A 24,084-nucleotide genomic window follows, 5' to 3' on the forward strand; every position below is an offset into this window, starting at 1 on the left:
TTACAGTTGAATTTAAGCGTTTGCTTTTTTTGGAGGGCGCTCAAATGGCTCAGAAAACCACAGAGGTTTTGCGTTAGGATACCTTTCAGGCTTGATAATATTGGCCCTACGGCTGGTAAGGTTCTGGGGCGGCATTGCGTAAATCGCATGACATATAAAACAGCAGGATACTTTTATACAGTTTTCATCAATGTAATGATGCGATGCTGGCGCGCGCGTCATTACGCCCACAATGCGTGTTGTATCATGAGTGCTGGCATTAAGTGAACTAGAAAAGCTGAACATGCTCAGTAAAATACAGCTAATCACGAATAGTAATCTCATAGGCGATAAAAATTGATGCACCGTAAAAGTCGGTACTAATCTTATCAGCTCGGACATGAATTAAATCTGACTCAAGTTCTAAATCCCATGATTTACCTTAATTATACGTCATGTTTACATGATTTGAATAAAGTACATATCTGTTTACAGAGCTGATCTATAGGCGAAAAAAAGAGACTCAAAGCCTCTTTCTTGTACATCGTATACTGTCTTGTACTTTGACTACGCTTTTAATCGCCAGCCAACCGTTTTACCCGCATAAAATGGTACGATCGGCTCATCAGATGGAAGCATAATCGAATCAGGTACCACCCACTCATCACGTACAAGCGTAATGGTATCCGCATTACGAGGCAAACCGTAGAAATCTGCACCATGTAGACTTGCAAAGCCTTCTAATTTATCTAATGCATCCAGTTCATCAAACACTTGCGTGTAGAGCTCTATCGCAGACCACGCACTGTAACAACCAGCACAACCACAGCTTGATTCTTTACGATGTTGGGCATGCGGCGCAGAGTCTGTGCCTAAAAAGAACTTTGATGAGCCTGATTTCACCGCAGCTCGAAGTGCTTCTTGGTGTGTAGAACGCTTCAACACAGGTAAGCAATAGTTATGTGGACGTATACCGCCATCTAGCATGTCATTACGATTTAGCAATAAATGCTGTGGTGTGATCGTTGCGGCAACACCGTCACGTGCAGACATGACAAAATCTGCTGCGTCTTTGGTGGTGATGTGCTCAAACACAACTTTTAATGTTGGAATACGCTCAACGATTTTAATTAAATGCTGATCAATAAACTCTTTTTCACGGTCAAAAATGTCAATATGTTTCTGCGTCACTTCACCATGAACCAGCAATAACATACCTTCATCAGCAAGTGTTTCAAACACAGGATACAAAGAATCCAATGAACTAACACCCGAATCAGAATTTGTCGTTGCACCTGCGGGATACATCTTAGCAGCGACAACACCTGCCGCTTTCGCAGCACGGATATCTTCTACCGACGTTTTATCTGTCAAATAAATAGTCATTAATGGCGTGAAATCTGAACCGACAGGAATGGCTGCTTCAATACGGCTACGATAAGCCACAGCAAGTTCAGCATTTATAACAGGGGGAACAAGGTTTGGCATGACAATCGCACGAGCAAAACAGCGTGCTGTTGCTGCTACAGTTTCCTTAAGCATATCCCCATCACGAAAGTGTAAATGCCAATCATCGGGACGAATAATCGTAATTTGATCCATCACTAAACCTGCCTATCTCTATTTTTTACCGTTATCGCACGAGTCTATTAAATACACCATGCGTAAATATTGTTCATTAAAAAGCCGAGCTAGGCTCGGCTTTTTGCAATTAACTGTCGTTCGAACGAGGAGGACGCGGTTTGCGTTCCTTACCACTCGGTGCACCACTACGTGGTGGCTTGCGATCGTTACTTGGACGACGGCGAGCATTACCTGCAGGACGCTCAGCACGTGGTTCGAAAGCTTTCTCACCAGCATCTTCTAGTGCAGTTAGATCACAGCGTTGACCACAAACACGCGTCTTAGCCAATTTGCTAAGTGCTTGCTTGTCCATTTTCGCTGGAAGATCAACCGTTGCAAAATCTTCAAAGATTTCGATGTGACCGATTAAACGGCTATCTAGATCAGCTTCATTTGCAATCGCACCCACGATGTTGCCTGGCTTAACACCATCACGATAACCGACTTTCAGGATGAAACGTTTCATTTCAACTGATGGGTCATCTTTAAGTGGCATTGCTTCTTTAGTAACATTACGCGGCTTATTGTTACGTGGTGCGCGTTCGCGTTCACCACGATCTGGTCGATCGCCACGCTCAGAACGCTCACGAGGAGCTCTAACTTCAGCCTCTTTCAACACTAATGGCGTTTTCTCTTGAGCCATGAATGCTAGTGCTGCAGCAATTTTGGTTGGGTCAACTTCGTTATCTTTCTGATAGCCTTCCATCAGTTCAATAAAGAAGTCTAGATCGGTATTATCAATTGTATCTGTAATACGGTCTTTAAAACGAGTGATACGCTGCTCATTGATATCGGACGCAGTTGGAAGCTGCATACGCTCAATTACTTGGCGAGTAGCACGTTCAATTTGTTGCAACATACGACGTTCGCGATGACCAACGAATAGAATCGCAGTGCCTGAACGACCTGCACGACCAGTACGACCGATACGGTGAACGTAAGACTCAGTATCGTAAGGAATGTCATAGTTTACAACATGGCTTACACGTTCAACGTCAAGACCACGAGCTACAACATCTGTCGCAACCAAGATGTCAATTTGACCTTTCTTGATACGGTCAACAGTACGCTCACGAAGGTTTTGGCTGATATCACCATTCAACGCTTCACACGCATGGCCACGAGCCGTTAGCTTTTCAGCCAGTTCAACGGTTGCTGCTTTGGTACGTACGAAAATGATCATACCGTCGTGTTCATTCATTTCTAGGATACGAGTTAACGCATCTAGCTTATGAAGACCGCTTACTTGCCAGTATTTCTGGGTAATCGTCATAGCTGTAGACGTTTTAGTCTGAATCTTAACTTCTTTAGGATTGTTAAGATGCTGGTTAGCTACTTTACGAATAACCGAAGGCATTGTTGCAGAGAACAAAGCAATTTGGCGTGTTTTAGGCGTGTGCTCAAGAATCCACTCAACATCGTCGATGAATCCCATGCGAAGCATTTCATCGGCTTCATCAAGTACTAGCGCTTGTAAGCCATCCAGTACAAGCGTCTTACGACGAATGTGATCCATTACACGGCCTGGTGTGCCGACTACAACTTGCGCACCACGTTTAAGTTGACGTAATTGCGAGTCATATGACATACCACCGTAAATCGGTAATACATGGAAATTAGGAATGTGGCGAGCGTAGCTCTGAAACGCTTCAGAAACTTGAATAGCCAACTCACGAGTTGGCGCCAACACCAATAACTGTGGAAATTTGTTTGCTACATCAATGCGAGATAGCAATGGCAGTGCGAAAGCCGCCGTCTTACCCGTACCTGTCTGCGCTTGTCCTAGAAGGTCATGCCCTTCTAACAAAAATGGGATACTTTGCGCCTGAATGGCAGAGGGTTGTTCGTAACCTAGTTCGTTTACCGCTTTAAGAATTGGGGCGGCCAGACCCAGAGAATCAAAAGTAGGCTGAATATCAGCGTCAGACATGTAGATTGTAACCTTTAAATAGGATAAGAGACGTGCGAGTGTTCGCACCGAAAAAATCAATCGCGTATTCTAATGTAAAAACATAGATTATGCTAGCTCTTATACCTAGCCACTCAAAACATTCTAAATGTTATGTATTTTACGACTGATTAAGGATGTGCTTTTGAATCTAGCAGAATTGCCAACCAACGCATCTTAGGGTTGGTTTCAAAAGCAAACTTTAAAATGATTGTTAATGGGATAGATAATAGCATACCTACGGGACCAAATACCCATCCCCATAGCATTAATGACAAAAATACTACTAATGGTGACAAACCGACACCTTTACCCATAAACCTAGGCTCGATGAAATTCCCCATCACTAAATTGACCAGTATGAACCCTAATCCCGTTAACAATGCGTCAAACGTGCCCAATTGAACAAAGGCTAGGAACATCGCCGGAATCGCCGCAATAATAGAACCAATGTTGGGTATGAAGTTTAGCAAGAAAGCGCAGACCCCCCACAGGATAGGAAAATCCACACCTAGTACAGACACCCAAATACCGATAAACAATCCAGTCGCGATACTGATCAGTGTTTTAATCATTAAGTATCGATTCACTGTTGTGATAAATCGCTCAATCTTTTCCATTGATGAATCAGCATCATCCAATGCATAACTGAGTTTTTTTGGTATCTCAGCCGCTTCCAGCAAGATAAACACAACGATCATCACTACTAGAAAGACATTGGTTAACACGCTACCCAAGCTTGTTAATGTATTCGTGAATAAATTCATCAGAGACGAAGGATCGACATAGCTTTTGATTTGCTGATAAGAAATGTTAATCCCAACACCATTTAATTGGGTAAACACTGTCGACATTTCTTGTCCAAAGCGTTCACGATAGGTTGGCAATTGTTGCGAGAAATTATCGAGCGAAGCGGCCACTAGTAATCCAATCGACCCTAAACAAGCCAAGATGATCAGCACAATGATGATAATCGATATCCAAATGGGCACATTGTAGCGTCTGAGGGTGTTTTGCAATGGTGAACAAATAATCGCAATAAACACCGATAGCATGAAAGGAACAACAATCTGTGATGCTTCCTTTAACCCTGCAATGATCAAGATAAAAGCCGCTATTGCTAATAGCCATTGTGTTGTACCTCGAGAATCGCTCATTCGCCCTACTCCTTTGTGTCCCATTAAAAGGGATAAATACCTTGGGCGTAATCCGCCAAGTCCTGCAACATAATGCGCTTACTATCCGATATTGACTCATCCATTGCCAGTTCATTTAGCCTTTTAAAATATTGATCCATAGTTAGGCTGCCGCCCCCATCTTCTTGCAACAACTTTACTCGGCGATATTCTTCCCACTCTTCGCGTTGCTCGTGATTGAGCTGATCAGGATAGTTACGTGCAAGATAGCGGGTAAACATTTCAGGCAAACGACGATCATCAAATGTCATTTCAAGTTCACCTAAGATATCACTTGGGGTATTTCTGATTTCTTCCATACGCGTTTTGTCATCACGCGAAAAGAATCCACCACTGTATAGCATCAGATCAGGGTCTTTATCGATTCGCTCAAAAGTTTGCATAAACACTTGCGACAACTTGGCTGCTAATCCGGGGGCGTCGCGCAACAACGCTAGATTTTTACGGCATATATCGCCATTCAAACCAAGCCGAGTAACCACTTGCTGGTCTTTTAGAAACGTCGCTGGCGCCACAGCAGGACACTTATTTAGATGAATGGTTTTCAAAGGTAAGCGCTCAGTATCACCAAGCTCTTCCTTTGTACTAAAGACGCGCTTCTGTATTTCCTCAATAGACAAGTCTATTAGCGGTTGCGCATCCGCCATTAAATCATAAACGATCACACCATTTTTATTGGTCGGGTGTGGGGCTAAAGGCGCCACAAAGGCTGAAAACTTTTTTTCTTGGCCAAACATACCTGAGATGTGTAAAAACGGCTTCATACGAACGGGGTCTACAAACTGCTGTAATGACCCTTTATCACGCATAGAGTAATAGTAATCAAACAACTTTGGTTGCCTGTCTTTAATAAGCTTAGCGATTGCAATCGTTCCGTGCACGTCGGATAGAGCATCGTGCGCCTGTTCATGTGCAATGCCATTTTCTTTGGTTAAGTCTTCTAACTTAAAAGAAAACGTCCCATCTTCTTTTTTAGGCCACTTAATACCCTCTGGGCGCATGGCGTAAGCCATACGTACAAGATCAATGACATCCCATCGAGAGCACGCGTTTTGCCACTCACGAGCGTAAGGATCAATGAAATTGCGATAAAAACCGTACCGAACCACTTCATCATCAAATCGCAGAGTGTTGTAACCTAAAGAACACGTGCCGGGATACGAAAGTTCTTTTTCGATTTGAGCCATAAACTCAGCTTCTGATAATCCCTCACGGATTGCATCTTGTGGCGTAATGCCGGTCAGTAAGCACGCATCCGGATGAGGCAGCACGTCATCAGCGATTTTGCAGTACAGCATAATTGGCTCGCCAATGGGATTAAAATCTAAGTCCGTGCGCAAGCCAGCAAATTGCATTGGTCTGTCTTTTGCCGGGTCAACACCGGTAGTCTCAAAGTCGTACCAAAAAAACGAAGTGGTCGCACTATTACTCACAAATTAGTCCTGTTCGGTTTTATTAAAACGGGTATTATACGCATCTAAACAAGAACTTGGCGATGAAGGATTGGATATGTCTACCCCTGCTCAATGTCCTTGCGGCTCAAAAGCGCACTACGAAATCTGTTGTGGAATGTATCACAACAATCCAGGAACTGCCCCAACTGCAGAAGCTTTGATGCGTTCGCGCTACAGTGCGTTTGCGTTACAGAAGTTTGATTACATTGCTGCAACCCAGAAATTGACTGAAGATCCCGAGCAATCAGCTCAGGATGTTGAAGGTAGTAACGCTGAAACACAATGGGTCACGCTAGCCATATTGGACACTCAAGACGGCGGAGCAGATGACAAAACCGGCATGGTGTCATTCGAGGCCCATTTTAAGGAAGGCAGTAATACGGGTAAGTTAAGCGAGCGATCATTGTTTGAGAAAATTGATGGGGCTTGGTTCTACGTATCAGGTGAGCATGAGATACAAGGTCATACACCGTATGTTGCGCCCGACGCTGAACGCACCGGGCGTAATGACCCCTGTATTTGCGGCTCTGGTAAAAAATTCAAAAAATGCTGCGGATAATCACTTCCCCGCAGCATGCCACTTTTGCTTAACCGCTTTTATTTCTTCATCCTGAGAAATAAACCGCTCTACTAGTTCTGGGTCGAAGTGTATTCCCGCGTTCTCGCGCATGAATTGATAGGCTTCTTCAATCGTCCAGGCTTTCTTGTAAGGGCGTTCCATCGTCAGGGCATCAAATACGTCGGCGATGGCGACAATACGAGCAGACAGAGGTATGTCATCCCCTTTTAATTCATTTGGGTAGCCGCTGCCATTCCACTTTTCATGATGACCCAATGATATCTCAGCCGCCAATTGAAATAGTGGGGCTTGGCTTTTACCTAAAATATTAGCGCCGATAATAGGATGCTGTTTCATCAACTCCCACTCTTCCGTCGTTAACTTACGCGGTGCTTTTAAAATGCTGTCCGGTATACCGATTTTGCCCGTATCATGCATAGGCGCAGCAAGCCGAAGCGTTTCCACCTTTTCTTCTGACCAACCAACCGCGCGTGCGAGTACTGCACTGTAATCCGCCATGCGCCACATATGTTCACCCGTGACTTCATCATTGTACGTCCCAGCTTCACTGATCATATTGACGGCTGATATTAACGACTCATTCAACTGAGCAGTTCGTTTCGCTATGATGCGTCGATTTTGCTTATCTTGATTTGCTAATGCTAAGTGATTGGCGACACGCGCAAGTGTGGTCAAAGGGGTGATGGGTTTTGTTATATAATCGACAGCTCCCGCTGCAAAAGCTTTTTGCTCATCTTCAATCGTCGTCATGGCTGTAATGAAAATGACAGGAATATGCTTTGTGACAGAACTCCCTTTGATCTGCTGACAGACTTCGTAACCATTGATATCCGGCATCATAATATCTAACAGCACAATATCTGGCATCTGTGAATCAATAATTTTAAGCGCCATTTTGCCATTTTTAGCGATCAAAACATCATAATGATCTTTTAAAATTTCTTTTAAGATGTCGATATTGTCTACTAAATCATCTACCACCAAAACACGGCTTTTAATTGCTTCCATATGACTTCCTGGCATTTTCTTGCTATGAGGCATGCTTTACTAAAATTTTGTTCTCAATTGTTTTAGTTGATCAATAGCCAAATCATAGTCGTAGTTATTAATCTTATCTTGAACATTTTTCAGGTCTTTTTGGTGTTTCAGGTCAGATTGCGCGATCAGACTATCAAGCGTTTCCGAAACATCAGCGACCCCCATATCCAAAACATCAATCAGTTGATCGATACGTTGAAGGCTCTCACTTTTACTTAACGAAGCGACCTCACCTTCACTCTTCGTAGCGCGTTGAGGCGCTATGTCCTTTTCCATGTAAAGAGCAATTAATTTACTAAGCTCATCAGCCGCTTCTTGTACTCTAACAAGTTGTACCGTGTGCTCTTTATCTCCACTGTTTCCTCCTTGTGATAAATCTAGCTCAAGTTGGGCGACTTCAGCAGCAAAACGTTCACCGCCAATATTGGCGGCACCCCCTTTAATGCTATGAAGCTCATAGCTGGTTTTAGGCGTACTGGCTTTTGACTGACTCGTATAAGGAAGCAATAGTGTGACAAAACGTTCAAGCATAAGCCGATAACGTGATTGGTCGCCACCGATGCGATACAAGCCTAATTCAGGAGCAAATACACGCTTTGAGTCTATTGGTCCTTCATTGATGAACTCTGCACTGTTCCCAACCAACCATTCCTCGAGCTTATTCAACAATAACAAAGGGGCTAACGGCTTCGTAAGGAAGTCGCTCATCCCTGCACTGTAAGCATATTCACGATCCGAATCTAACGCACCAGCCGTTAATGCAAGAATGGGTGGGTGTTTATCACCAAGCTTTTGAATGATCTGTTCTGTTGCTTGATAGCCGTCCATGATGGGCATCTGCACATCCATCAACACAAGATCAAATGATTCTTTGCCTGCAGCGTCAACTGCTTCTTGACCGTTCTGTGCAACGACCACTATTACGCCAAGTTTCTCGAGTAACGCACTGGCGATCTCTGCGTTCACGGGATTGTCTTCCGCAAGTAAGATTTTGCGCCCTAAAAGGCTGTCACATTCATGGTATCGGTTTAAAGGCTCAAGATCAGAGTTCGTTTCCTCTGGCTGATGAGAAGAAAGATAGCTGTTCAATTTCGTTTTCGTGATTAGCGATAGTTTGCGCCAAGGGTATAAACTGTCATGGCTAACCGATCGACCGACTATAATCACTCTACCGGTAAAAGAACTTTGAAACAGTCTTTCTTCATCGATACTGAGCTCTGAATACTTGCTATCGCTAATTAGAAGAAATTGATCAGAATGCGGACAATATTTTTCATCAATAACGTCATGTGGAATATGAAATGCCCCCAGCTTTTCTAAAGCCAAAGTGTCATACATCAGAGCGCATAACTGAGCTCTTAAGGGCGTTGGTTTTGAATCATTTGCAGGAACTAGAGGAACCTCTACACAAAAACATGAACCCTTTCCGACTTCACTGTCATAAGAAATACTGCCGCCCATAAGCTCAAGAAGGCGTTTAGAAATACCAAGACCTAACCCAGTACCACCATATAAACGTGTGGTACTGGTATCCGCCTGGCTAAACCCTTCAAAAATATCGTTACCAGAAGCAATCCCAATACCTGTATCGGTAACCGTAAACACAATACACTGACGCCTACGTTCAACGTATAACGTTACCTTCCCTTCATGGGTAAACTTCACCGCATTACCCAGAATATTCACTAATACTTGTTTTAATCGAGTGGCGTCGCCGACTAGACCATCTGGTATGTCAAAATCGCGTGCGACGATGAATTTAAGATCTTTTTCTTCGGCGGTGTTGCGACATACTTGATATACATATTCAAGCACTTCATCTAAAGAATATAGCGTGTCTTCAAGGTGAAGTTTACCTGCTTCTACTTTGGAAAAATCTAAAATATCATTAATAATAAGCAACAGGTTGTTAGCAGAACTTTGAATTTTGGTAACGTAATTACGCTGTTTGGGTTGCAAATCTGAATCAAGCACAAGGTGGGACATACCAAGAATAGCGTTCATCGGAGTCCGTATCTCGTGACTCATTGTGGCTAAAAAGTCTGACTTTGCACGGGTTGCAGCTTGAGCGGCGACTGCTGTTTGCTGCAACTCGTTCGCCAGTTTCTTGGTTTTGTTATAGGACACGATACTCATGCGAACTTGACGGACCAAAATACCAATGATGACTAACATGACAAGCGTTAAGGCACTCACCAATAGACCGAGATATCGGTAGAGCGTGGCCATACTGTTTCGTTCAGTTACTTTATCAAGTGATCGGCGTTCCAATGCATTAAATACAATGGATTCTGTTGTCTTGAGTAGATCTTCTACCTGCTTAGAAATGTAAGTCTTATCAATTATATTTGGATCATCGACAAACAGCACCCGATCAATTAAATCTAAGCGCTTCCTAAGATCTGCTCGATACCGATCTGCGTTTGGCAACTTGTTAAACAGGATCTTCAACTGTCCAGCTGAAATAATATTTACACGGCTGTATAAGATATCAAACCTAAGTTGCGCTTCATCCAGTCTGTCTAGGCTCTCTGGGGTATTGCGAGAATCAATGAGAAGGCGCACGGCATTGCGGAGCTGAAGAGCCTCTCTATCCAATTGATAGGAAGCCCACAAGGCATCTTCTTCAGCCGCAGACAGTAGCGCCTCTTGTCGTTCTAAAAGTTGCACATAAAGAAGCACAACGACAACTAAAAAAATTGACGCCGTACCGACCAATACTCCGATAAACGTGCCGAATTTGTACTTCAGAACAGACTTCATTAATGTCCCTAAATTACTTTACGGTGATCGCTTTCACTTGCCACACCGAGCGATTATGGATGACCTCATTATTTAAAGATGGATCATCAGCAAATGGGTAAAGTACAAAGATAGGTCCTTTATCACGAACCGACATCTTTTTTCCATTTACATCCATGGCTAACATAATGTTATGGTCATACGCATCTTGGACGGGGAGATTTGCACTGTAATTATTTAACGCAGTGACTGAAAGGCTTTCTCCCTTAGCGCCTACCGTATCAAGCAGCGCCGCTAGACGTGGACCAGAGAACGTATTCACCCCTTCCGTCCACGGCGTGCCTGTGTCCATAGAATCAACCCCCAGTTCAAGCAACATCTCACGGTCAAAGAGTGCACCTTGATCACTGTTTGTTTCTGTAATATTGCCAGATACGGTTAAGATTACTCGCCCCTTTGGTGCTTCTAATGCCAGCGCTGTTTGACAAACTAGCATTGAACCGATCGCTAGCGAGCATATTTTTATATTGAGTCGTTGCTTCATGGCCAGTCTCCACTTCATAGCATAAATATGTAGGCCAGTAATAAGTAGGATTCTAGCCCAAGGTGATAAGCCTAAATATTACTCGCATAGCCTAGAAATAGTCTGCGCCTAATTACTAAACGTTACGCAAACCCAACTTATGTAAACGCAGCACTCAACTTAAGCTTACATTTGTAAGGTGTTAAAGCACTTCAGTATGCAAAACTATTGCAGTTAGCTATGAGTAAACGTATCGTACGGATACTTGTAATAAAATAACGAAACTAACGCTTCTTTGCGTGAGTTAGCATACGGAAAAATCCATGAATTCCATTACTTTAGGCCCACTTAACAGCGCCAACGGCGAGATTCAAATTCCAGGATCAAAAAGCTTATCTAATCGTATTTTGCTTTTAGCAACACTTGCCCAAGGCACCACTAAAATCACCAACCTTTTAGACAGTGATGACATTCGTCACATGCTCAATGCTCTTAAGACAATGGGTGTTCGTTATCAACTAGAAGATGAAGGACGTACCTGTATTCTTGAAGGATTAGCCGGCCCTATTAATGTTGACCATGCCGATCTTTTCTTAGGCAACGCTGGCACAGCCATGCGCCCTCTTACAGCAGCATTGTGCTTGGGTACAGGTGAATACCGTCTACACGGTGAGCCGCGCATGCACGAGCGTCCAATTGGCGACCTTGTCGATGCGCTGCAATCGTTAGGCGTAGACGTTCAATACGAAGGCACCAAGGACTACCCACCGCTAACAATTAAAGCGAATGGTATTGCTGGTGGCGAAGTATCAATCAAAGGCAATATTTCAAGTCAGTTCCTAACTGCTTTGTTAATGAGCGCCCCGCTCGCGAAAGGTGATTTAACCATCAAAGTTGACGGTGAACTGGTGTCTAAACCGTACATCGATATTACCTTGCACGTCATGAAGCAATTTGGTGTCGATGTGGACAACCAAGATTACAAAGCATTTGTCATCAAAGGTAACCAGACCTACCAAAGCCCTGGCGAGATTATGGTAGAAGGCGATGCATCATCCGCGTCTTACTTCTTAGCCGCTGCGGCAATTGCCGGTGGTAAAATAAAAGTACACGGTGTTGGTAGCGACAGTGTTCAAGGGGACGTGAAATTTGCGGAAGCACTAAAAGCGATGGGAGCTAACATCACCTATGGTCCGACTTGGATTGAAGCGGAGCGTGGTGAACTCAATGGCATTGATATGGATATGAACCACATTCCCGATGCCGCTATGACGATTGCCACCACAGCATTGTTCGCAACCGGCCCAACGACCATTCGTAATATCTACAACTGGCGGGTGAAAGAGACCGATCGTCTTTATGCCATGGCCACAGAGCTGAAAAAGCTCGGCGCCGATGTGGTTGAAGGCGAGGACTACATTACGGTTCAGCCATTGAAAGACGTGCAACACGCTGCGATTGATACGTACAACGACCATCGTATTGCTATGTGTTTCTCACTCGTAGCTTTCTCCAACTCTGCCGTCACAATCAACGATCCGGGTTGTACCTCTAAAACCTTTCCGACCTATTTTGAGCTGTTCCAACAAGTGACTCAGTAACGTCAAATAACGGTTCGCCAGTATTTCTGGCGAACCGCTTTAAGTGCACTAAGGCTTCTGCTGAGCTAACAGTGACATGGCCTGTTGCAGCAAAGCCTCCGCCGCTATTTTGCTACCTGACTCACAGTAACAGCGTAATTCTGGCGCATTTCCCGACGCTCGAACATGAATAATATCACCATTAGTAAAGGTCATCCGTAAGCCATCAGTGGTATTCACGTGGCACACTTCATCCGTTCGCCCAAGTTGTCGCACCACCTCTTCAAGGTCGTCCTGCCAACGGCGCAGCAGCGTTTGACTAAACGCCCAACTAACGTCAGTGATCCGAGAGCTCGAGGTCACCCGATGGGTTACCTGTTGAACCAGTGCGGACAAACTCACGCGCTGTTTATTAATTTCCTGCAACACCATTAACATTGGCAGCAGCGCATCTCGAGTGGGCAGCGCTGCCAAAAGGGTCTCCTGCACAGGAATCGCAGTCGCCGTCAGAAACCCACCATTGGCCTCAAACCCAACGACTTGAGGATAGGTTTGAGCAAGCGTCGCCATCGCTTCAATGACATAAGGCGACCCAATCTTTGTTCGTACCACAGGAATATTTAGATAAGACTCGATGCCACTGTTACAACTAATGGGGACTACCAACGCCGCCGGTTGCAATAGGCGTGTACACAACATGCCGATCACATCACCCGCTAACCAACGCCCTTCATCATCAGCCATCATGACTCGGTCACCGTCTCCATCGGTGGTCACAATCGCGTCTAAGTCGTATGCGGTACACCATTGTCGCGCTAAATACTGATCACGCTCACTGATTGCTTCCGTATCCAACGCCACAAACTGGTTGGTTTTCCCTAAGCTTACCACCTCGGCACCGAGCTTCTTTAAGATGGTACATGTCAGGTCACGCCCCGCCGCGGAATGCTCGTACACCCCAACCGTGAGGTTAGACAAAGCATGGCTGGCAAAGGCGTCTAGGTAGCGCGCCTGATAGTCTTCTCGGGCATGATCGGAGGGTAAAGGTAAGTGAGGTGACCAAGTCGGTAGCGCTTGACGCTGGCGAAGGATAGCTGCTTCATCTGGCTTATCGATCTCGCCATCAGGCCGGTAAAACTTAATACCATTGCGCTCAAACGGAATATGGCTGCCAGTCACCATAAGGCTAGGGATAGATTGCGAAAATGATTGTAGCGCTAAGGCTGGGGTCGGCAGGATGCCATAGTACTTCACCTCACACCCCACCGCCTTCAAAGCGGCGTAGATAGACGCAGCGATCGCAGGGCTCGAGGGGCGCCGATCAATCGCCAAGGCGATCACTGAGACGTCGTAGCCTTGATCGGCTAAGGCTTGGCGAAACGCCAACGCAAAGGCTCCCGCCACTGGGTCGCTGAATTGTGACACAAGACCTCGCGCACCACTGGTACCAAAAGCCACCCCACTGTCAGCAATGATTTGGCCGATGCATATATCAGTCATCAACCTGTCCGTTAGCGTTGTTGCCAGCGCACACGAAAGTGCCACACCAACCAAATAAAACACCACAGCAGCACCAAGGACAGCCCGACAAAGGTAGCTATCCGAACGCCATCCTGCTCAATCAAGGGCGCGCGAGTGGCCAACACAAACGCCGTTAGCAGTGACAATGGACGCAATAACCAAAGTGATGGCGCGCGATCGCCAAATTTCAACATAGTAAGCCATTTGGGCATAACACAATTCCTATGAACGTTTATGAGTTAGTTGGGTAAGAAGTTGTCCTAGTGCGGGTTGTGCATCTTTATGAGCGATGAGCAGTGCCTCGTCGGTATTCACAATGATCAAATCTTTCACCCCTACCGCGGCGGTCAGCGCATTAGGGCTATGGATGAAGGTATTGTGCGTATCGAGGAGCTGCACTTGCCCATGTACCTGATTGCACTGCGCATCCGCTTCCCATAAATTTGCCCAGGCCTGCCAAGTACCGATGTCACGCCACCCCAAGTCACAGGGCACTACACAGGATTTATCGGTGTGCTCAAACAGGGCATGGTCAATAGAGATCGAAGGTACCTGGGTAAAGGCGCCAGCATCGAGCTCTAAGCAACTGCCTGTAGCACTGTGGCCACTTTCACCTTGCCGAACAGCACATTGCACAGCTTCGACTAACTCAGGCGCATACCGTTGCATTTCACTGAGCAGCGTACTGGGCGTTAAGCAAAAAATACCGGCATTCCATAAATACTCCCCACTGGCAACGTAAGCTTGTGCGGTAGGTAAATCCGGTTTTTCAACAAAGCGCTCAACGGCACTAAAAGGACTTCCAGTAGCTACAGCCGCTTTAATATAGCCAAACCCAACTTCGGCAGATTTGGGAGGGATGCCAAACGCTACCAATTGGCCTTCGGTCGCCAAATCGTAAGCGATGCGTACGGCCTCAGAAAAAGACGCCTCATGCTCAATCAAGTGATCCGAGGGCATCACCAGCATCACAGCTTGGTCAGAATACAAGGCCTGAACGCGTAAGGCAGAGGCCACGATGGCCGCCGCTGTGTTACGAGCACAGGGCTCTAGCACATAGTGTTGTTGTCCATCTGTGTCAGGCACCACATCAACGACTTTGCGTACCGTATCTTTCGTTTGAAAATACAGCTCACGATTGGTCACATTCATTAAATGCGCATTAGGTTGAATCAATAACGCTCGTTGCAGTGTTTTGACCAACAGCGAGTCGCCATCTGGCAACGTGAGAAACGGTTTAGGGTGTGCAGGACAAGACAGGGGCCAAAGTCGACTACCGACACCACCGCTTAGCAGCACGGGGATTATAGGTTGGTCTGGGGCATTCATTACCGTTGCTCTAGATAGGGTTAACGAGAGGCGACGTATATAGGACGACAAGCCGAGGAGCGAGATGATAACTGAAATCTGCGATTGAACCTAATACTGGATAGGGCTAACCTATGATTTTATTTCACTCTAAGTATCGACTGAATAAGGCGTTTTTGCTGGTTATGAACTCTCCCCTGCCGTTAATTGACAATCTAGAGCACCTTCCCAATCCCTTTACTCAGTTTCATGGGATACTTGAGCCACTCAAAGCTGATATTCCGCAACTCCAAAAAATGGATTATCAAAGGGACTTACAGCTCGCGCTTTGCTTTATCTACAGCTACAACGGTTCTCAAGCGACATTCAACTCTTATCGTCGTGAAGTAGAACGCCTACTGTTATGGTCATGGAGTACACAGGACTCACCAGCTTTATCTTTACGCCGTGATCAGATCGAAGAATTCATTCATTTTTGTAACACCCCTCCTGAAGACTGGATCGGTACAAAAAATGTGGCGCGTTTTAAGAATAAAATGGGCGAACGCGTGCCAAATGAAGAATGGCGCCCGTTTGTTGCGCACGTCTCTAAGATGGAGTTTCGCAACGGACAAGTGCCACTTTCACAACATTACAATTTATCTCAAGCAGCTATTCGCGCTACTTTTTCTATTCTGTCCTCTTATTATGGATTTTTAATGCAAGAAGAAGCAGTTCAACAAAATCCCGTTGCGTTGATTCGTCAAAAAAGTAAATTTGTTAAAAAAGAAGTGACGAGACGCCAAGTGCGTCGTATTTCAAACTTACAGTGGGACTATGTGATCGAAACCGCAGAGTTGCTTGCTGAAGAAGACCCAGCGACCCATGAGCGCACTCTGTTCATCATGAATGCATTACTTGGCATGTACTTGCGAATATCGGAATTGGTCGCTGACGAACGTTCCGCACCCATTATGGGCGACTTTATTAAAGATTCAGACGGTCATTGGTGGTTTAAGGTCTTATCGAAAGGCAATAAAGAACGCCTTGTAAGCGTGTCTGATGAAATGCTAAATGCCCTAGCGCGCTACCGACGCTTTCGACAACTACCAGATTTACCAACCGTTGCAGAGCAAACCGCATTAATCCCCAAAACTCGTGGACAAGGCGCCATGACCAGTTCAAGGCAAGTACGCAATATCGTGCAAAACTGCTTCGACCAAGCCTATTACCGTATGTGCGATGATGGACTAAAAAGCGATGCCGACGACCTACGTGTCGCCACTGTCCACTGGCTACGCCATACGGGTATTTCAGAAGACGTAAAAGTTCGACCTAAAGAACATGTGAGAGAAGACGCAGGCCACGCCAGCATGGCCACCACCGACCGATATATTGATACCGAATACCGTGAACGTCATGCCAGCGGGCGTAAAAAAACATTAAAGCCGCATTAATAAACTTTTAACGCTTGTTAAGCCTATCTTTTAAATGCCATACCAGCCAAATAAAACTCCATAATAGAATGACGGATAGGCCAACATAAGCAATGGTTCGTTGTGTTGAATCTTGCAGTTCAGGCGCTTTCGTTGCGAGTAAAAAAGCAGTGATAAGCGATAAAGGTCGGAGTAACCAAAGCGAAGGTACTCGACCCCGAAGCATTAAAAAACGTAACCAGTTAGGCATCGTAAACCTCAATAATTTTTTTGATTTCAATACGCTATTACGTCCAGCGCTTTAAACTTGCCTCATCGCTCTGTTTCGCTTCGACCCATTCTTCTTTTTCAGGCGTGATTTCTTTTTTCCAGAATGCGGCGCGGCTTTTCAGGTAATCCATGATGAAATCACATGCAGCGAATGCTTCAGCACGATGTGCGGATGAAACGCCTACAAAGACGATTTGGTCGTCGACTGATAGTTTCCCGACACGGTGTACCACTTTTACATCCAAAAGAGTCCAACGCTGCCTCGCTTCTTCAACAATTTTCACTATATTATGCTCAGTCATGCCTGGGTAATGCTCTAGCATGAAACTCGATTGTGTTGGATCGTCGCTAAAATCACGGACACGGCCAACAAACATCGCAACGGCACCGGTTTTGTGGGCGACACAGAGGGAGTCGTAGAGAGTTTGAACATGAAAATCGGCTTCTTGAACACTGATCACACTAACCTCCAGTCACTGGCGGAAAGAAAGCCACTTCTTTCACGGTGAGAACATCAATAAGGTCTTCGTCACGGGCGAAATCAAAGTCAATCGCGGCTTTCACTTTTTCCGTCAATAAAGAAGGTTGATTAAGCTCTGACGCCAGTTGCTCCTTTAACTGACGGACCGTTAACGGTGCATCGAAACTTCTTTCTAATTCGTCACACTGCATGCTTTCTCGCAATGAAGCAAAAAATACAATTTTTACATTAGCCATTGTTTGCGCTCCATGAACCGCTTTTGCCACCGTGCTTTTCTAACAAAGCCGTTTCACAAATAACAATGCCTTTGTCAACGGCCTTGCACATATCATAAAGCGTTAAAGCCGCGACGCTCGCGCCAGTCAACGCTTCCATCTCAACTCCCGTTTTACCACTTAGCGAGCACGTACACAGGATCTCGATGTGTTGATCATCGAGTACATTAATGTCTACGTTTACTTTAGTTAGCATCAATGGATGACACAATGGAATTAAGTCTGGGGTCTTTTTCGCTGCTTGAATGCCCGCGATACGCGCTGTCGCCAACACATCCCCTTTCGGCAAACCACCTTCAATGACTTTTTTCAATGTGGTTGGTAGCATTTTAACTACAGAGCGAGCCGTGGCTGTTCGCTTGGTAATTTCTTTGTCACTTACGTCAACCATGTGTGCGTTGCCGTTCGCATCTAGATGGGTCAATGTGTCGCTCATATCACTACTGCCGTCAAAAAATGCCTATAGTGGCAAATCTTCAGGACAAATCAAGCCCTGAACAGACTACGTCTTTGTACTCAGACGTTATTAAGGCATAATGCATGCAAATTGACGTAAGTTGAACCTATGAGCCTAATCGACGATTTTAATCTTCTTGAATTGCCCACCAATGCAACGGAGCAGGAAGCCAAAGCCGCCTACCGTCGCTTAGCGCGTCGCTTTCATCCTGATAAGAACCCAGGACAAGACACAACCGAACACTTCCAACGTATTCATGACGCGTATCAAAATGTTTTATCCGCTATTAAGCGAAGTCAGGGACAAAGTTGGGAGCCTTACTCGTTTACTGAACGTGCAACTCGTTCGAATAAGTCGGATTTTACACGCCATGAATTTGAAAGCGATGTAAAACAAAAGGAATACGTTAAAGAGCAACAACGCGCCTACGAGGAAATGAAACGTGGCAATGCTGGGCAAGAAAGAGCGCGTGAAGAAGCGCTAAAAGCAGCCCGTAGCACCTTGCACCAACGCAGAATGAATGCGCTCTATGAAGAAATGCGTAAAACGGACAATACGCAAACAACTGAGCAAGGCTATGCCGAGTACGATTCCTCCGCGGATCAACCACAAAGCCAAGCGCATACAGACCCCTCTTTCACGACTCACCAAGACGCTAATACGCGCTCTAAACCAGTCAAAAAATCCATTCGTCTTAATGCGGCAAAATCCGCTTTTGTTGCATGCACCTACATTGCAACGTTTACAATGGGGCTTTACAGTGCCGCTTTTTTTGATGAATTACTCGACACTGACCAAGATAATACCGGAGCAGCGTACATCAGCGGTTTGTATCCCCAATATCAATTGGGGGAGCACTATACGCTACGAGACACCCGCTTATTTACTGAGCCCAGTGTCGCCTCCTCTATTAAGACGGCAATCCCGAGCATGAAAGATGTAAAAGTTTTAAAAGCAGACAGTGATTGGCTGACCCTGAGCTACAATGGTTCGACTGGGTGGGCGAAAGCCGAAAACTTTGCATTTGGAAGCGCTGAAAATGCGTTGCAAACTGGTTGCATTGGCCATCCAGGTATCGCCCCAAGTCATGGTCAAGTAATAGGTGATGCGTCCGGTAACAGCCGTTTACGTATATTGAACCAACTGCCTACTTCTAGCCTACTAACCTTTCAGTCATTAGAGGGACAACCCCCCTTTTCTGTCTACCTACATGCCAATCAACCCTTTGCCGCCAACTTTATACCGAAAGGTAACTACCGGTTGGTGTTGGAGACAGGTTCGCTGTATCATCAGGCTTGCCAGCGTTTTCTCTTTGATGAGCAACAACGTGTCGTGTTGGATCAGGTGACTTTCGCCAGCACTGAACAATCGCTCACACTTAGAAACCTCACTTCGCCGTAATCCGATAACGTAAACGAGTTACCATTTTCATGCTCAGCAATATTCGCATTGTCCTAATCAACACATTCCACCCAGGTAATATTGGCGCTATCGCTCGCGCCATGAAGAACATGGGGCTTTCTAATTTATATTTAGTAGACCCAAATGATTACCCTTCTGAAGAAGCAACGAGCCGTGCAGCCGGTGCCGTCGATTTACTCGAAAATGCAACGGTCGTTAATACGCTTGAAGAAGCCATTTCTGATTGCAGCCTTGTCATCGGAACCAGTGCTCGTCATCGTACTTTCCAGCTGCCAATTATGAATGCGCGCGAGTGTGCAGAAGCGGTTATTCCAGAAGCGAAAGATCATAACATTGCGATTTTGTTTGGCCGCGAGACAATGGGCCTATTAAACGATGAAATTGCTCAGTGTCACCGCCAAGTGTACATTGACGCAAACGATGAATACCCTGTGCTTAATATCTCTCAAGCTGTACAAATCGTCTCCTACGAAATTTGGATGGCGCACCAAAATGAAACCATGCACGAGAAGTCTGTTCCTGAGTATCCGCGCAAAAAGGAAATGGACTTATTCTACGAGCACCTAGAAGAAACCCTGTATGGAATTAACTTTGTCGTACGCAATCACCCAGGCAAGGTATTGGATAAGCTCAAGCGCTTCTTCAACCGTTCTCGCCCAGAGAAACAAGAACTGGGGATCTTACGAGGCATGTTAGCTGCCGTCGATCGCGAAGCGGGCTTAAACGAAGGCATGAGCCACGAAGTAAAGAAAGCCAAACAAGAACAAGAACAAGAATAAACAAACGTACGACCCGATTCTATCGGGGATCTACAGATTCTAAATCGCCGTCGGGAGACGGCTCGTACGACCTGATTTCATCTGGGATATAACTCCAAATCGCCGTCGGAGAAACGGCTGATAGGTTTAATTTTTATGTTCGTTTTGCACAGCAAGCTTAGCCTGAATAAATTCAGAATGCTGCATAAACAAAAGTTCACTGATTTTACGAATTCGTTGATCTTCGTACGCGTCTAGATTGCCATCTGCGTAGGCCACTCGCCATAAGCATTTTAACAGCTCAAATTTTTGCTCTAGTGTGGCTTGTTCATTAACAACTTTGGTAAATTGATAGGCGTCGTTTGCATCTTCAATGGTACTCTTAACCTCATCAAAAAGACGGTCTACGTCGTCGCCTAGATCACTAACGGCTTTAATGGCGTCTTTTGCCGCCTGCTCTTCATACGGGTGAATTTCATTATCGGCAATTATCACTTCAAGTAGCAACGCCGTCACGGCACGTTGATAGCTTATGGGGTCTTGTGCTTCTTGAGCTGAGCTAAACAGACTTTTAATGGCGTTAATCATAATATTCATCTCGATAAATTTGGTGGCGGAGCGTGTCAATTAGGGCATTGGGAAACTGCCGATAATCCAAATATGGCACCCAATAAGTCGCCCCTTTTTTGATTGCATGATGTTTCTCATCCCCCAAATACGTACCATCAAATGGAATGGCGCACTCTTTCTCAAAAGTTTTACCGACAATAAAAAGATATTGCTCAGTATTTGGTAGGTCGTTAAAACAAAAATACAAACGTACACGCTGCCAAATGTATTGATCTCTAACTATACGCCAATCTTCATCAGGCTTAGCGCTCAATTTTGCAATGATTGTGAGAATTTTGCGCCAATGATTGCCATTGATCGAAATGAGATCAACGGGACTGCAGTGAAGGTAGTTCGCGCAGCCATCCGGTAATATAGGTGGGTTAGGTAATAGGAAATTCATAGACGGATAATAAGCTTATTTTTAACAAAACGACAGATGCTAGCTTCCTGGTCAATTTCCTTAATCGGCACTACACACAATAGATATATTAGATTATACTTATATTAAGTTCACTTTTTGAGACTAAACCTATATGGATGCTTACATTTACCCTCTTATGGGGGGCCTAATAATAGGGCTTTCAACCGCTGCATATTTACTACTCACCGGCAAGGTGGTTGGTATCAGTGGCATATTGGCACAAGCACTTTTTAGTAAAGAGCGTCTGTTACCAGTTATATTTATCGCTGGGCTTATTATCGGAGGCAGTGCATACGGTGTATTGATCGAACCGTCTGTACCTTTTCCTGAGCTGCGTAACCCCTTGCTATTGATTGTTTCGGGGTTATTGGTCGGTTATGGCACCAGGATGGGCAGTGGCTGCACCAGTGGACACGGTGTGTGCGGCCTATCAAGGCTTTCGCCTCGTTCTCTTGTTGCGACAGTCATTTTTATGGCGACCGCTATTTTGACTGTGTTCCTAACTAAATAGGAGTTTATGTATGATCGCACTTGTAACGTTTTTAACGGGTCTTTTATTTGGCTTAGGGCTTGCTGTTTCTGAGATGACAAATCCTGCAATTGTACTGGGATTCTTAGACATCTTTGGCAACTGGAACCCATCCTTAGTATTTGTTATGGGGGGGGCTGTAGCAATAGGTATGCTAGGGTATGTCATTCGTAACCGCCGCACGAAACCTTGGTTAGCCGATAAATGGTATGTGCCAACGCGCCGGGATATAGATAAAAACCTGATTATTGGCTCCGCTATGTTTGGTATAGGTTGGGGGTTAAGTGGCTACTGCCCTGGTCCAGGCTTAACGGCACTTACCAATAACCCAGCCGAAGCGGTTTACTTTGTCGGAGCATTAATTGCAGGGGCTGGATTATTTCACTTTCAAAACCATCGAAAAAATAGTTAGAACACTATACAATCAGAGGCTCTTCGGGGCCTTTTTTATATCTTTAAAAAAGTACAAAAAATTCTTGACGCAGCGCACTTTGCATCATAAATTTCGCCTCGCGTCGTTGCTGAACATTTTCCGCACCGCTTCAACTGCTGCGCTCGTCGCTTAAGGCCAAATTGGCCGGATAAGTAACAGCCAAAAGTAGGATGGAGGGAGGTAAAGGCGTATTTTCGGATTATGTTTTTTCAAGATGAGGAGCAATGCGCCATGTCAATTGACGTTCATTCTTTTTACACACCAGAGCAATTCAACCGTATCAAAGCGGTTGCTGATACCAAAGAAACCCCCTTTGTTGTCATCGACACACAGATGATTGACGAGGCTTATACTGAGCTAACAAAAGGCTTCCCTACAGCCGATGTGTTTTACGCCATCAAAGCTAACCCAGCACCAGAGATTTTACGTCTCCTTCGGGATCGCGGCTCAAACTTTGATGTCGCTTCACGCTACGAATTAGACAAGCTGTTTGCTATTGGCGGTATATCTCCTGACCAAGTCAGTTACGGTAACACGATTAAAAAAGCGGCGGATGTTCGTTACTTTTATGAGCAAGGTGTGCGTATGTTCGCGACTGACTCAGAAGCGGACCTTCGCAACATTGCAAAAGCCGCACCTGGTTCACGCATTTACGTACGTATTTTAACGGAAGGCACTGTATCCGCTGACTGGCCTTTGTCTCGTAAGTTTGGTTGTCGCCCAGACATGGCCATGGATCTGTTGATTCTTGCTAAAGAGCTTGGCTTAGAACCCTACGGTGTGTCATTCCACGTAGGTTCCCAGCAACGTGATATCGGCGCATGGGATGCCGCAATCGCGAGCGTTCGCTTTATCTTCGAACGCCTTAGAAAAGAAGATGGTATCGAATTACAAATGATTAATATGGGTGGCGGTTTCCCTGCTAACTACATTAGTCGAACAAATGACTTAGCAACGTATGCTGAAGAGATCACGCGCTTTCTTGAAGAAGACTTCGGCGCAAAAATGCCACGCATTGTTCTTGAGCCAGGCCGCTCACTGATTTCTAATGCCGGCATTTTGGTCAGTGAAGTGGTCTTGATTTCACGTAAATCGCATACAGCATTGAACCGCTGGATTTTTACCGATGTCGGTAAATTCTCTGGCTTGATTGAAACACTGGATGAATCCATTAAGTACCCTATTCATGTTGAGAAAACAGGGGAACTTGAGGAAGTTATTATCGCAGGACCCACCTGTGACAGTGCAGACATCATGTACGAACATTACAAGTATGGACTGCCACTGAACCTAGCTATTGGCGATCGGTTGTACTGGCTATCCACAGGCGCTTACACAACCACTTACAGCGCGATTGAATTCAATGGTTTCCCACCATTGAAGTCGTACTGCATCTAATTTAGCGCCCTACTTCACTAAAGTAATACCTAAAGCCCCTCTGGTTTTTACCTGAGGGGCTTTTTTGTGTTCATTCGGTATTTTTATCCTTTTTTGAACGTAGTAATCTAATGACTACCCA

Annotated in this window: 24 protein-coding genes; 8 read left to right on the forward strand and 16 right to left on the reverse strand. The window is 45.2% G+C overall.

Annotated elements, in window-relative coordinates; translation table 11 throughout:
- Window positions 1-546: 546 nt before the first annotated feature.
- From pyrC to sbcB, 4 genes are all read right to left on the reverse strand, one after another.
- Window positions 547-1,581 carry a dihydroorotase gene (gene pyrC, locus AYW76_RS11220; RefSeq protein ID WP_067219920.1) on the reverse strand — a complete coding sequence of 345 codons (1,035 nt, stop codon included), beginning with the start codon at window positions 1,579-1,581 and terminating at the stop codon, window positions 547-549.
- 109 nt (window positions 1,582-1,690) lie between these two features.
- Complete coding sequence (locus AYW76_RS11225; RefSeq protein ID WP_067219923.1) at window positions 1,691-3,532, reverse strand: DEAD/DEAH box helicase; 1,842 nt, start codon at window positions 3,530-3,532, stop codon at window positions 1,691-1,693.
- 149 nt (window positions 3,533-3,681) lie between these two features.
- The gene (locus AYW76_RS11230; RefSeq protein WP_067219926.1) at window positions 3,682-4,707 is read right to left on the reverse strand and encodes an AI-2E family transporter; all 1,026 of its coding nucleotides are present in this window, start codon (window positions 4,705-4,707) and stop codon (window positions 3,682-3,684) included.
- A 23-nt stretch (window positions 4,708-4,730) separates the two neighbouring features.
- Entirely contained in the window at window positions 4,731-6,179 is a 1,449-nt protein-coding gene (gene sbcB, locus AYW76_RS11235; protein ID WP_067219930.1) for an exodeoxyribonuclease I, read from the reverse strand.
- A gap of 76 nt (window positions 6,180-6,255) precedes the next feature.
- Here sbcB and AYW76_RS11240 point away from each other — a divergent pair, with 76 nt between their 5' ends.
- Window positions 6,256-6,759: a YchJ family protein gene (locus tag AYW76_RS11240; RefSeq protein ID WP_067038116.1), complete on the forward strand. Its 504-nt coding sequence runs from the start codon at window positions 6,256-6,258 to the stop codon at window positions 6,757-6,759.
- Here AYW76_RS11240 and AYW76_RS11245 read toward each other — a convergent pair whose 3' ends face one another.
- The 3 genes from AYW76_RS11245 to AYW76_RS11255 are packed head-to-tail and all read right to left on the reverse strand — an operon-like array spanning window position 6,760 to window position 11,104.
- A complete protein-coding gene (locus AYW76_RS11245) occupies window positions 6,760-7,788 on the reverse strand; it encodes an HD domain-containing phosphohydrolase (protein WP_156489068.1) in 1,029 nt (342 codons plus the stop codon). It abuts the gene before it with no gap.
- A gap of 39 nt (window positions 7,789-7,827) precedes the next feature.
- A complete protein-coding gene (locus AYW76_RS11250) occupies window positions 7,828-10,581 on the reverse strand; it encodes a hybrid sensor histidine kinase/response regulator (protein ID WP_067219937.1) in 2,754 nt (917 codons plus the stop codon).
- A gap of 13 nt (window positions 10,582-10,594) precedes the next feature.
- Entirely contained in the window at window positions 10,595-11,104 is a 510-nt protein-coding gene (locus AYW76_RS11255) for a molybdopterin-dependent oxidoreductase (protein ID WP_067219941.1), read from the reverse strand.
- A gap of 302 nt (window positions 11,105-11,406) precedes the next feature.
- On the opposite strand from AYW76_RS11255, the gene aroA reads away from it, so the two are divergent.
- Window positions 11,407-12,684 (forward strand): 3-phosphoshikimate 1-carboxyvinyltransferase, encoded by a 1,278-nt coding sequence (aroA, locus tag AYW76_RS11260; RefSeq protein ID WP_067219945.1) that lies wholly within the window; start codon window positions 11,407-11,409, stop codon window positions 12,682-12,684.
- Window positions 12,685-12,732: 48 nt separating this feature from the next.
- Here the strand turns inward: aroA and AYW76_RS11265 are convergent, their stop codons facing one another.
- The 3 genes from AYW76_RS11265 to AYW76_RS11275 are packed head-to-tail and all read right to left on the reverse strand — an operon-like array spanning window position 12,733 to window position 15,513.
- Window positions 12,733-14,163: a phosphohexomutase domain-containing protein gene (locus tag AYW76_RS11265; RefSeq protein ID WP_067219949.1), complete on the reverse strand. Its 1,431-nt coding sequence runs from the start codon at window positions 14,161-14,163 to the stop codon at window positions 12,733-12,735.
- A gap of 11 nt (window positions 14,164-14,174) precedes the next feature.
- On the reverse strand, window positions 14,175-14,396 hold the full coding sequence (locus AYW76_RS11270) for a hypothetical protein (RefSeq protein WP_067219952.1): 222 nt from the start codon (window positions 14,394-14,396) through the stop codon (window positions 14,175-14,177).
- A 10-nt stretch (window positions 14,397-14,406) separates the two neighbouring features.
- Window positions 14,407-15,513, reverse strand: a complete 1,107-nt coding sequence (locus AYW76_RS11275; RefSeq protein WP_067219954.1) for a mannose-1-phosphate guanylyltransferase — start codon at window positions 15,511-15,513, stop codon at window positions 14,407-14,409.
- Between the two features lie 113 nt (window positions 15,514-15,626).
- Here AYW76_RS11275 and AYW76_RS11280 point away from each other — a divergent pair, with 113 nt between their 5' ends.
- Window positions 15,627-16,928 (forward strand): tyrosine-type recombinase/integrase, encoded by a 1,302-nt coding sequence (locus AYW76_RS11280; protein ID WP_231872600.1) that lies wholly within the window; start codon window positions 15,627-15,629, stop codon window positions 16,926-16,928.
- Window positions 16,929-16,935: 7 nt separating this feature from the next.
- Here the strand turns inward: AYW76_RS11280 and AYW76_RS11285 are convergent, their stop codons facing one another.
- From AYW76_RS11285 to moaC, 4 genes are read right to left on the reverse strand one after another with little or no spacing between them, the layout of a single operon-like run.
- Window positions 16,936-17,157: a hypothetical protein gene (locus AYW76_RS11285; RefSeq protein ID WP_067038189.1), complete on the reverse strand. Its 222-nt coding sequence runs from the start codon at window positions 17,155-17,157 to the stop codon at window positions 16,936-16,938.
- 37 nt (window positions 17,158-17,194) lie between these two features.
- A complete protein-coding gene (moaE, locus tag AYW76_RS11290; protein WP_067219957.1) occupies window positions 17,195-17,638 on the reverse strand; it encodes a molybdopterin synthase catalytic subunit MoaE in 444 nt (147 codons plus the stop codon).
- A gap of 1 nt (window position 17,639) precedes the next feature.
- A complete protein-coding gene (locus AYW76_RS11295; protein WP_067219961.1) occupies window positions 17,640-17,894 on the reverse strand; it encodes a MoaD/ThiS family protein in 255 nt (84 codons plus the stop codon).
- A complete protein-coding gene (gene moaC, locus AYW76_RS11300) occupies window positions 17,887-18,369 on the reverse strand; it encodes a cyclic pyranopterin monophosphate synthase MoaC (protein ID WP_067038196.1) in 483 nt (160 codons plus the stop codon). The genes AYW76_RS11295 and moaC overlap by 8 nt, the downstream gene beginning before the upstream one ends.
- 129 nt (window positions 18,370-18,498) lie before the next feature.
- Here moaC and AYW76_RS11305 point away from each other — a divergent pair, with 129 nt between their 5' ends.
- Window positions 18,499-19,791 carry a J domain-containing protein gene (locus tag AYW76_RS11305; protein WP_067219964.1) on the forward strand — a complete coding sequence of 431 codons (1,293 nt, stop codon included), beginning with the start codon at window positions 18,499-18,501 and terminating at the stop codon, window positions 19,789-19,791.
- A gap of 29 nt (window positions 19,792-19,820) precedes the next feature.
- Entirely contained in the window at window positions 19,821-20,591 is a 771-nt protein-coding gene (gene trmJ / locus AYW76_RS11310) for a tRNA (cytosine(32)/uridine(32)-2'-O)-methyltransferase TrmJ (protein WP_067219967.1), read from the forward strand.
- Window positions 20,592-20,717: 126 nt separating this feature from the next.
- Here the strand turns inward: trmJ and AYW76_RS11315 are convergent, their stop codons facing one another.
- On the reverse strand, window positions 20,718-21,158 hold the full coding sequence (locus AYW76_RS11315; RefSeq protein ID WP_067219971.1) for a tellurite resistance TerB family protein: 441 nt from the start codon (window positions 21,156-21,158) through the stop codon (window positions 20,718-20,720).
- Window positions 21,151-21,582, reverse strand: coding sequence for a DUF6942 family protein (locus tag AYW76_RS11320; protein WP_067219974.1), 432 nt, complete (start codon window positions 21,580-21,582; stop codon window positions 21,151-21,153). The genes AYW76_RS11315 and AYW76_RS11320 overlap by 8 nt, the downstream gene beginning before the upstream one ends.
- Before the next feature lie 133 nt (window positions 21,583-21,715).
- On the opposite strand from AYW76_RS11320, the gene AYW76_RS11325 reads away from it, so the two are divergent.
- The 3 genes from AYW76_RS11325 to AYW76_RS11335 all read left to right on the forward strand — a co-directional run bounded on the left by AYW76_RS11325 (window position 21,716) and on the right by AYW76_RS11335 (window position 23,963).
- Window positions 21,716-22,114: a YeeE/YedE family protein gene (locus AYW76_RS11325; protein ID WP_067219977.1), complete on the forward strand. Its 399-nt coding sequence runs from the start codon at window positions 21,716-21,718 to the stop codon at window positions 22,112-22,114.
- A 10-nt stretch (window positions 22,115-22,124) separates the two neighbouring features.
- Window positions 22,125-22,544 carry a DUF6691 family protein gene (locus AYW76_RS11330; RefSeq protein ID WP_067219981.1) on the forward strand — a complete coding sequence of 140 codons (420 nt, stop codon included), beginning with the start codon at window positions 22,125-22,127 and terminating at the stop codon, window positions 22,542-22,544.
- A gap of 252 nt (window positions 22,545-22,796) precedes the next feature.
- Window positions 22,797-23,963 (forward strand): type III PLP-dependent enzyme, encoded by a 1,167-nt coding sequence (locus AYW76_RS11335; protein WP_067220059.1) that lies wholly within the window; start codon window positions 22,797-22,799, stop codon window positions 23,961-23,963.
- Window positions 23,964-24,084: the final 121 nt, after the last annotated feature.

This window comes from Marinomonas gallaica, from assembly GCF_001639745.1.
Classification (GTDB): Bacteria; Pseudomonadota; Gammaproteobacteria; order Pseudomonadales; family Marinomonadaceae; genus Marinomonas; species Marinomonas gallaica.

Coding starts and splice junctions, on each gene's coding strand:
- pyrC (WP_067219920.1), bottom strand. CDS start 1,581: ATGGATCAAATTACGATTATTCGTCCCGATGATTGGCATTTACACTTT.
- AYW76_RS11225 (WP_067219923.1), bottom strand. CDS start 3,532: ATGTCTGACGCTGATATTCAGCCTACTTTTGATTCTCTGGGTCTGGCC.
- AYW76_RS11230 (WP_067219926.1), bottom strand. CDS start 4,707: ATGAGCGATTCTCGAGGTACAACACAATGGCTATTAGCAATAGCGGCT.
- AYW76_RS11240 (WP_067038116.1), top strand. CDS start 6,256: ATGTCTACCCCTGCTCAATGTCCTTGCGGCTCAAAAGCGCACTACGAA.
- AYW76_RS11245 (WP_156489068.1), bottom strand. CDS start 7,788: ATGGAAGCAATTAAAAGCCGTGTTTTGGTGGTAGATGATTTAGTAGAC.
- AYW76_RS11250 (WP_067219937.1), bottom strand. CDS start 10,581: ATGAAGTCTGTTCTGAAGTACAAATTCGGCACGTTTATCGGAGTATTG.
- AYW76_RS11255 (WP_067219941.1), bottom strand. CDS start 11,104: ATGAAGCAACGACTCAATATAAAAATATGCTCGCTAGCGATCGGTTCA.
- aroA (WP_067219945.1), top strand. CDS start 11,407: ATGAATTCCATTACTTTAGGCCCACTTAACAGCGCCAACGGCGAGATT.
- AYW76_RS11265 (WP_067219949.1), bottom strand. CDS start 14,163: ATGACTGATATATGCATCGGCCAAATCATTGCTGACAGTGGGGTGGCT.
- AYW76_RS11270 (WP_067219952.1), bottom strand. CDS start 14,396: ATGCCCAAATGGCTTACTATGTTGAAATTTGGCGATCGCGCGCCATCA.
- AYW76_RS11275 (WP_067219954.1), bottom strand. CDS start 15,513: ATGAATGCCCCAGACCAACCTATAATCCCCGTGCTGCTAAGCGGTGGT.
- AYW76_RS11280 (WP_231872600.1), top strand. CDS start 15,627: ATGATTTTATTTCACTCTAAGTATCGACTGAATAAGGCGTTTTTGCTG.
- AYW76_RS11285 (WP_067038189.1), bottom strand. CDS start 17,157: ATGCCTAACTGGTTACGTTTTTTAATGCTTCGGGGTCGAGTACCTTCG.
- AYW76_RS11295 (WP_067219961.1), bottom strand. CDS start 17,894: ATGGCTAATGTAAAAATTGTATTTTTTGCTTCATTGCGAGAAAGCATG.
- moaC (WP_067038196.1), bottom strand. CDS start 18,369: ATGAGCGACACATTGACCCATCTAGATGCGAACGGCAACGCACACATG.
- AYW76_RS11305 (WP_067219964.1), top strand. CDS start 18,499: ATGAGCCTAATCGACGATTTTAATCTTCTTGAATTGCCCACCAATGCA.
- trmJ (WP_067219967.1), top strand. CDS start 19,821: ATGCTCAGCAATATTCGCATTGTCCTAATCAACACATTCCACCCAGGT.
- AYW76_RS11315 (WP_067219971.1), bottom strand. CDS start 21,158: ATGATTAACGCCATTAAAAGTCTGTTTAGCTCAGCTCAAGAAGCACAA.
- AYW76_RS11320 (WP_067219974.1), bottom strand. CDS start 21,582: ATGAATTTCCTATTACCTAACCCACCTATATTACCGGATGGCTGCGCG.
- AYW76_RS11325 (WP_067219977.1), top strand. CDS start 21,716: ATGGATGCTTACATTTACCCTCTTATGGGGGGCCTAATAATAGGGCTT.
- AYW76_RS11330 (WP_067219981.1), top strand. CDS start 22,125: ATGATCGCACTTGTAACGTTTTTAACGGGTCTTTTATTTGGCTTAGGG.
- AYW76_RS11335 (WP_067220059.1), top strand. CDS start 22,797: ATGTCAATTGACGTTCATTCTTTTTACACACCAGAGCAATTCAACCGT.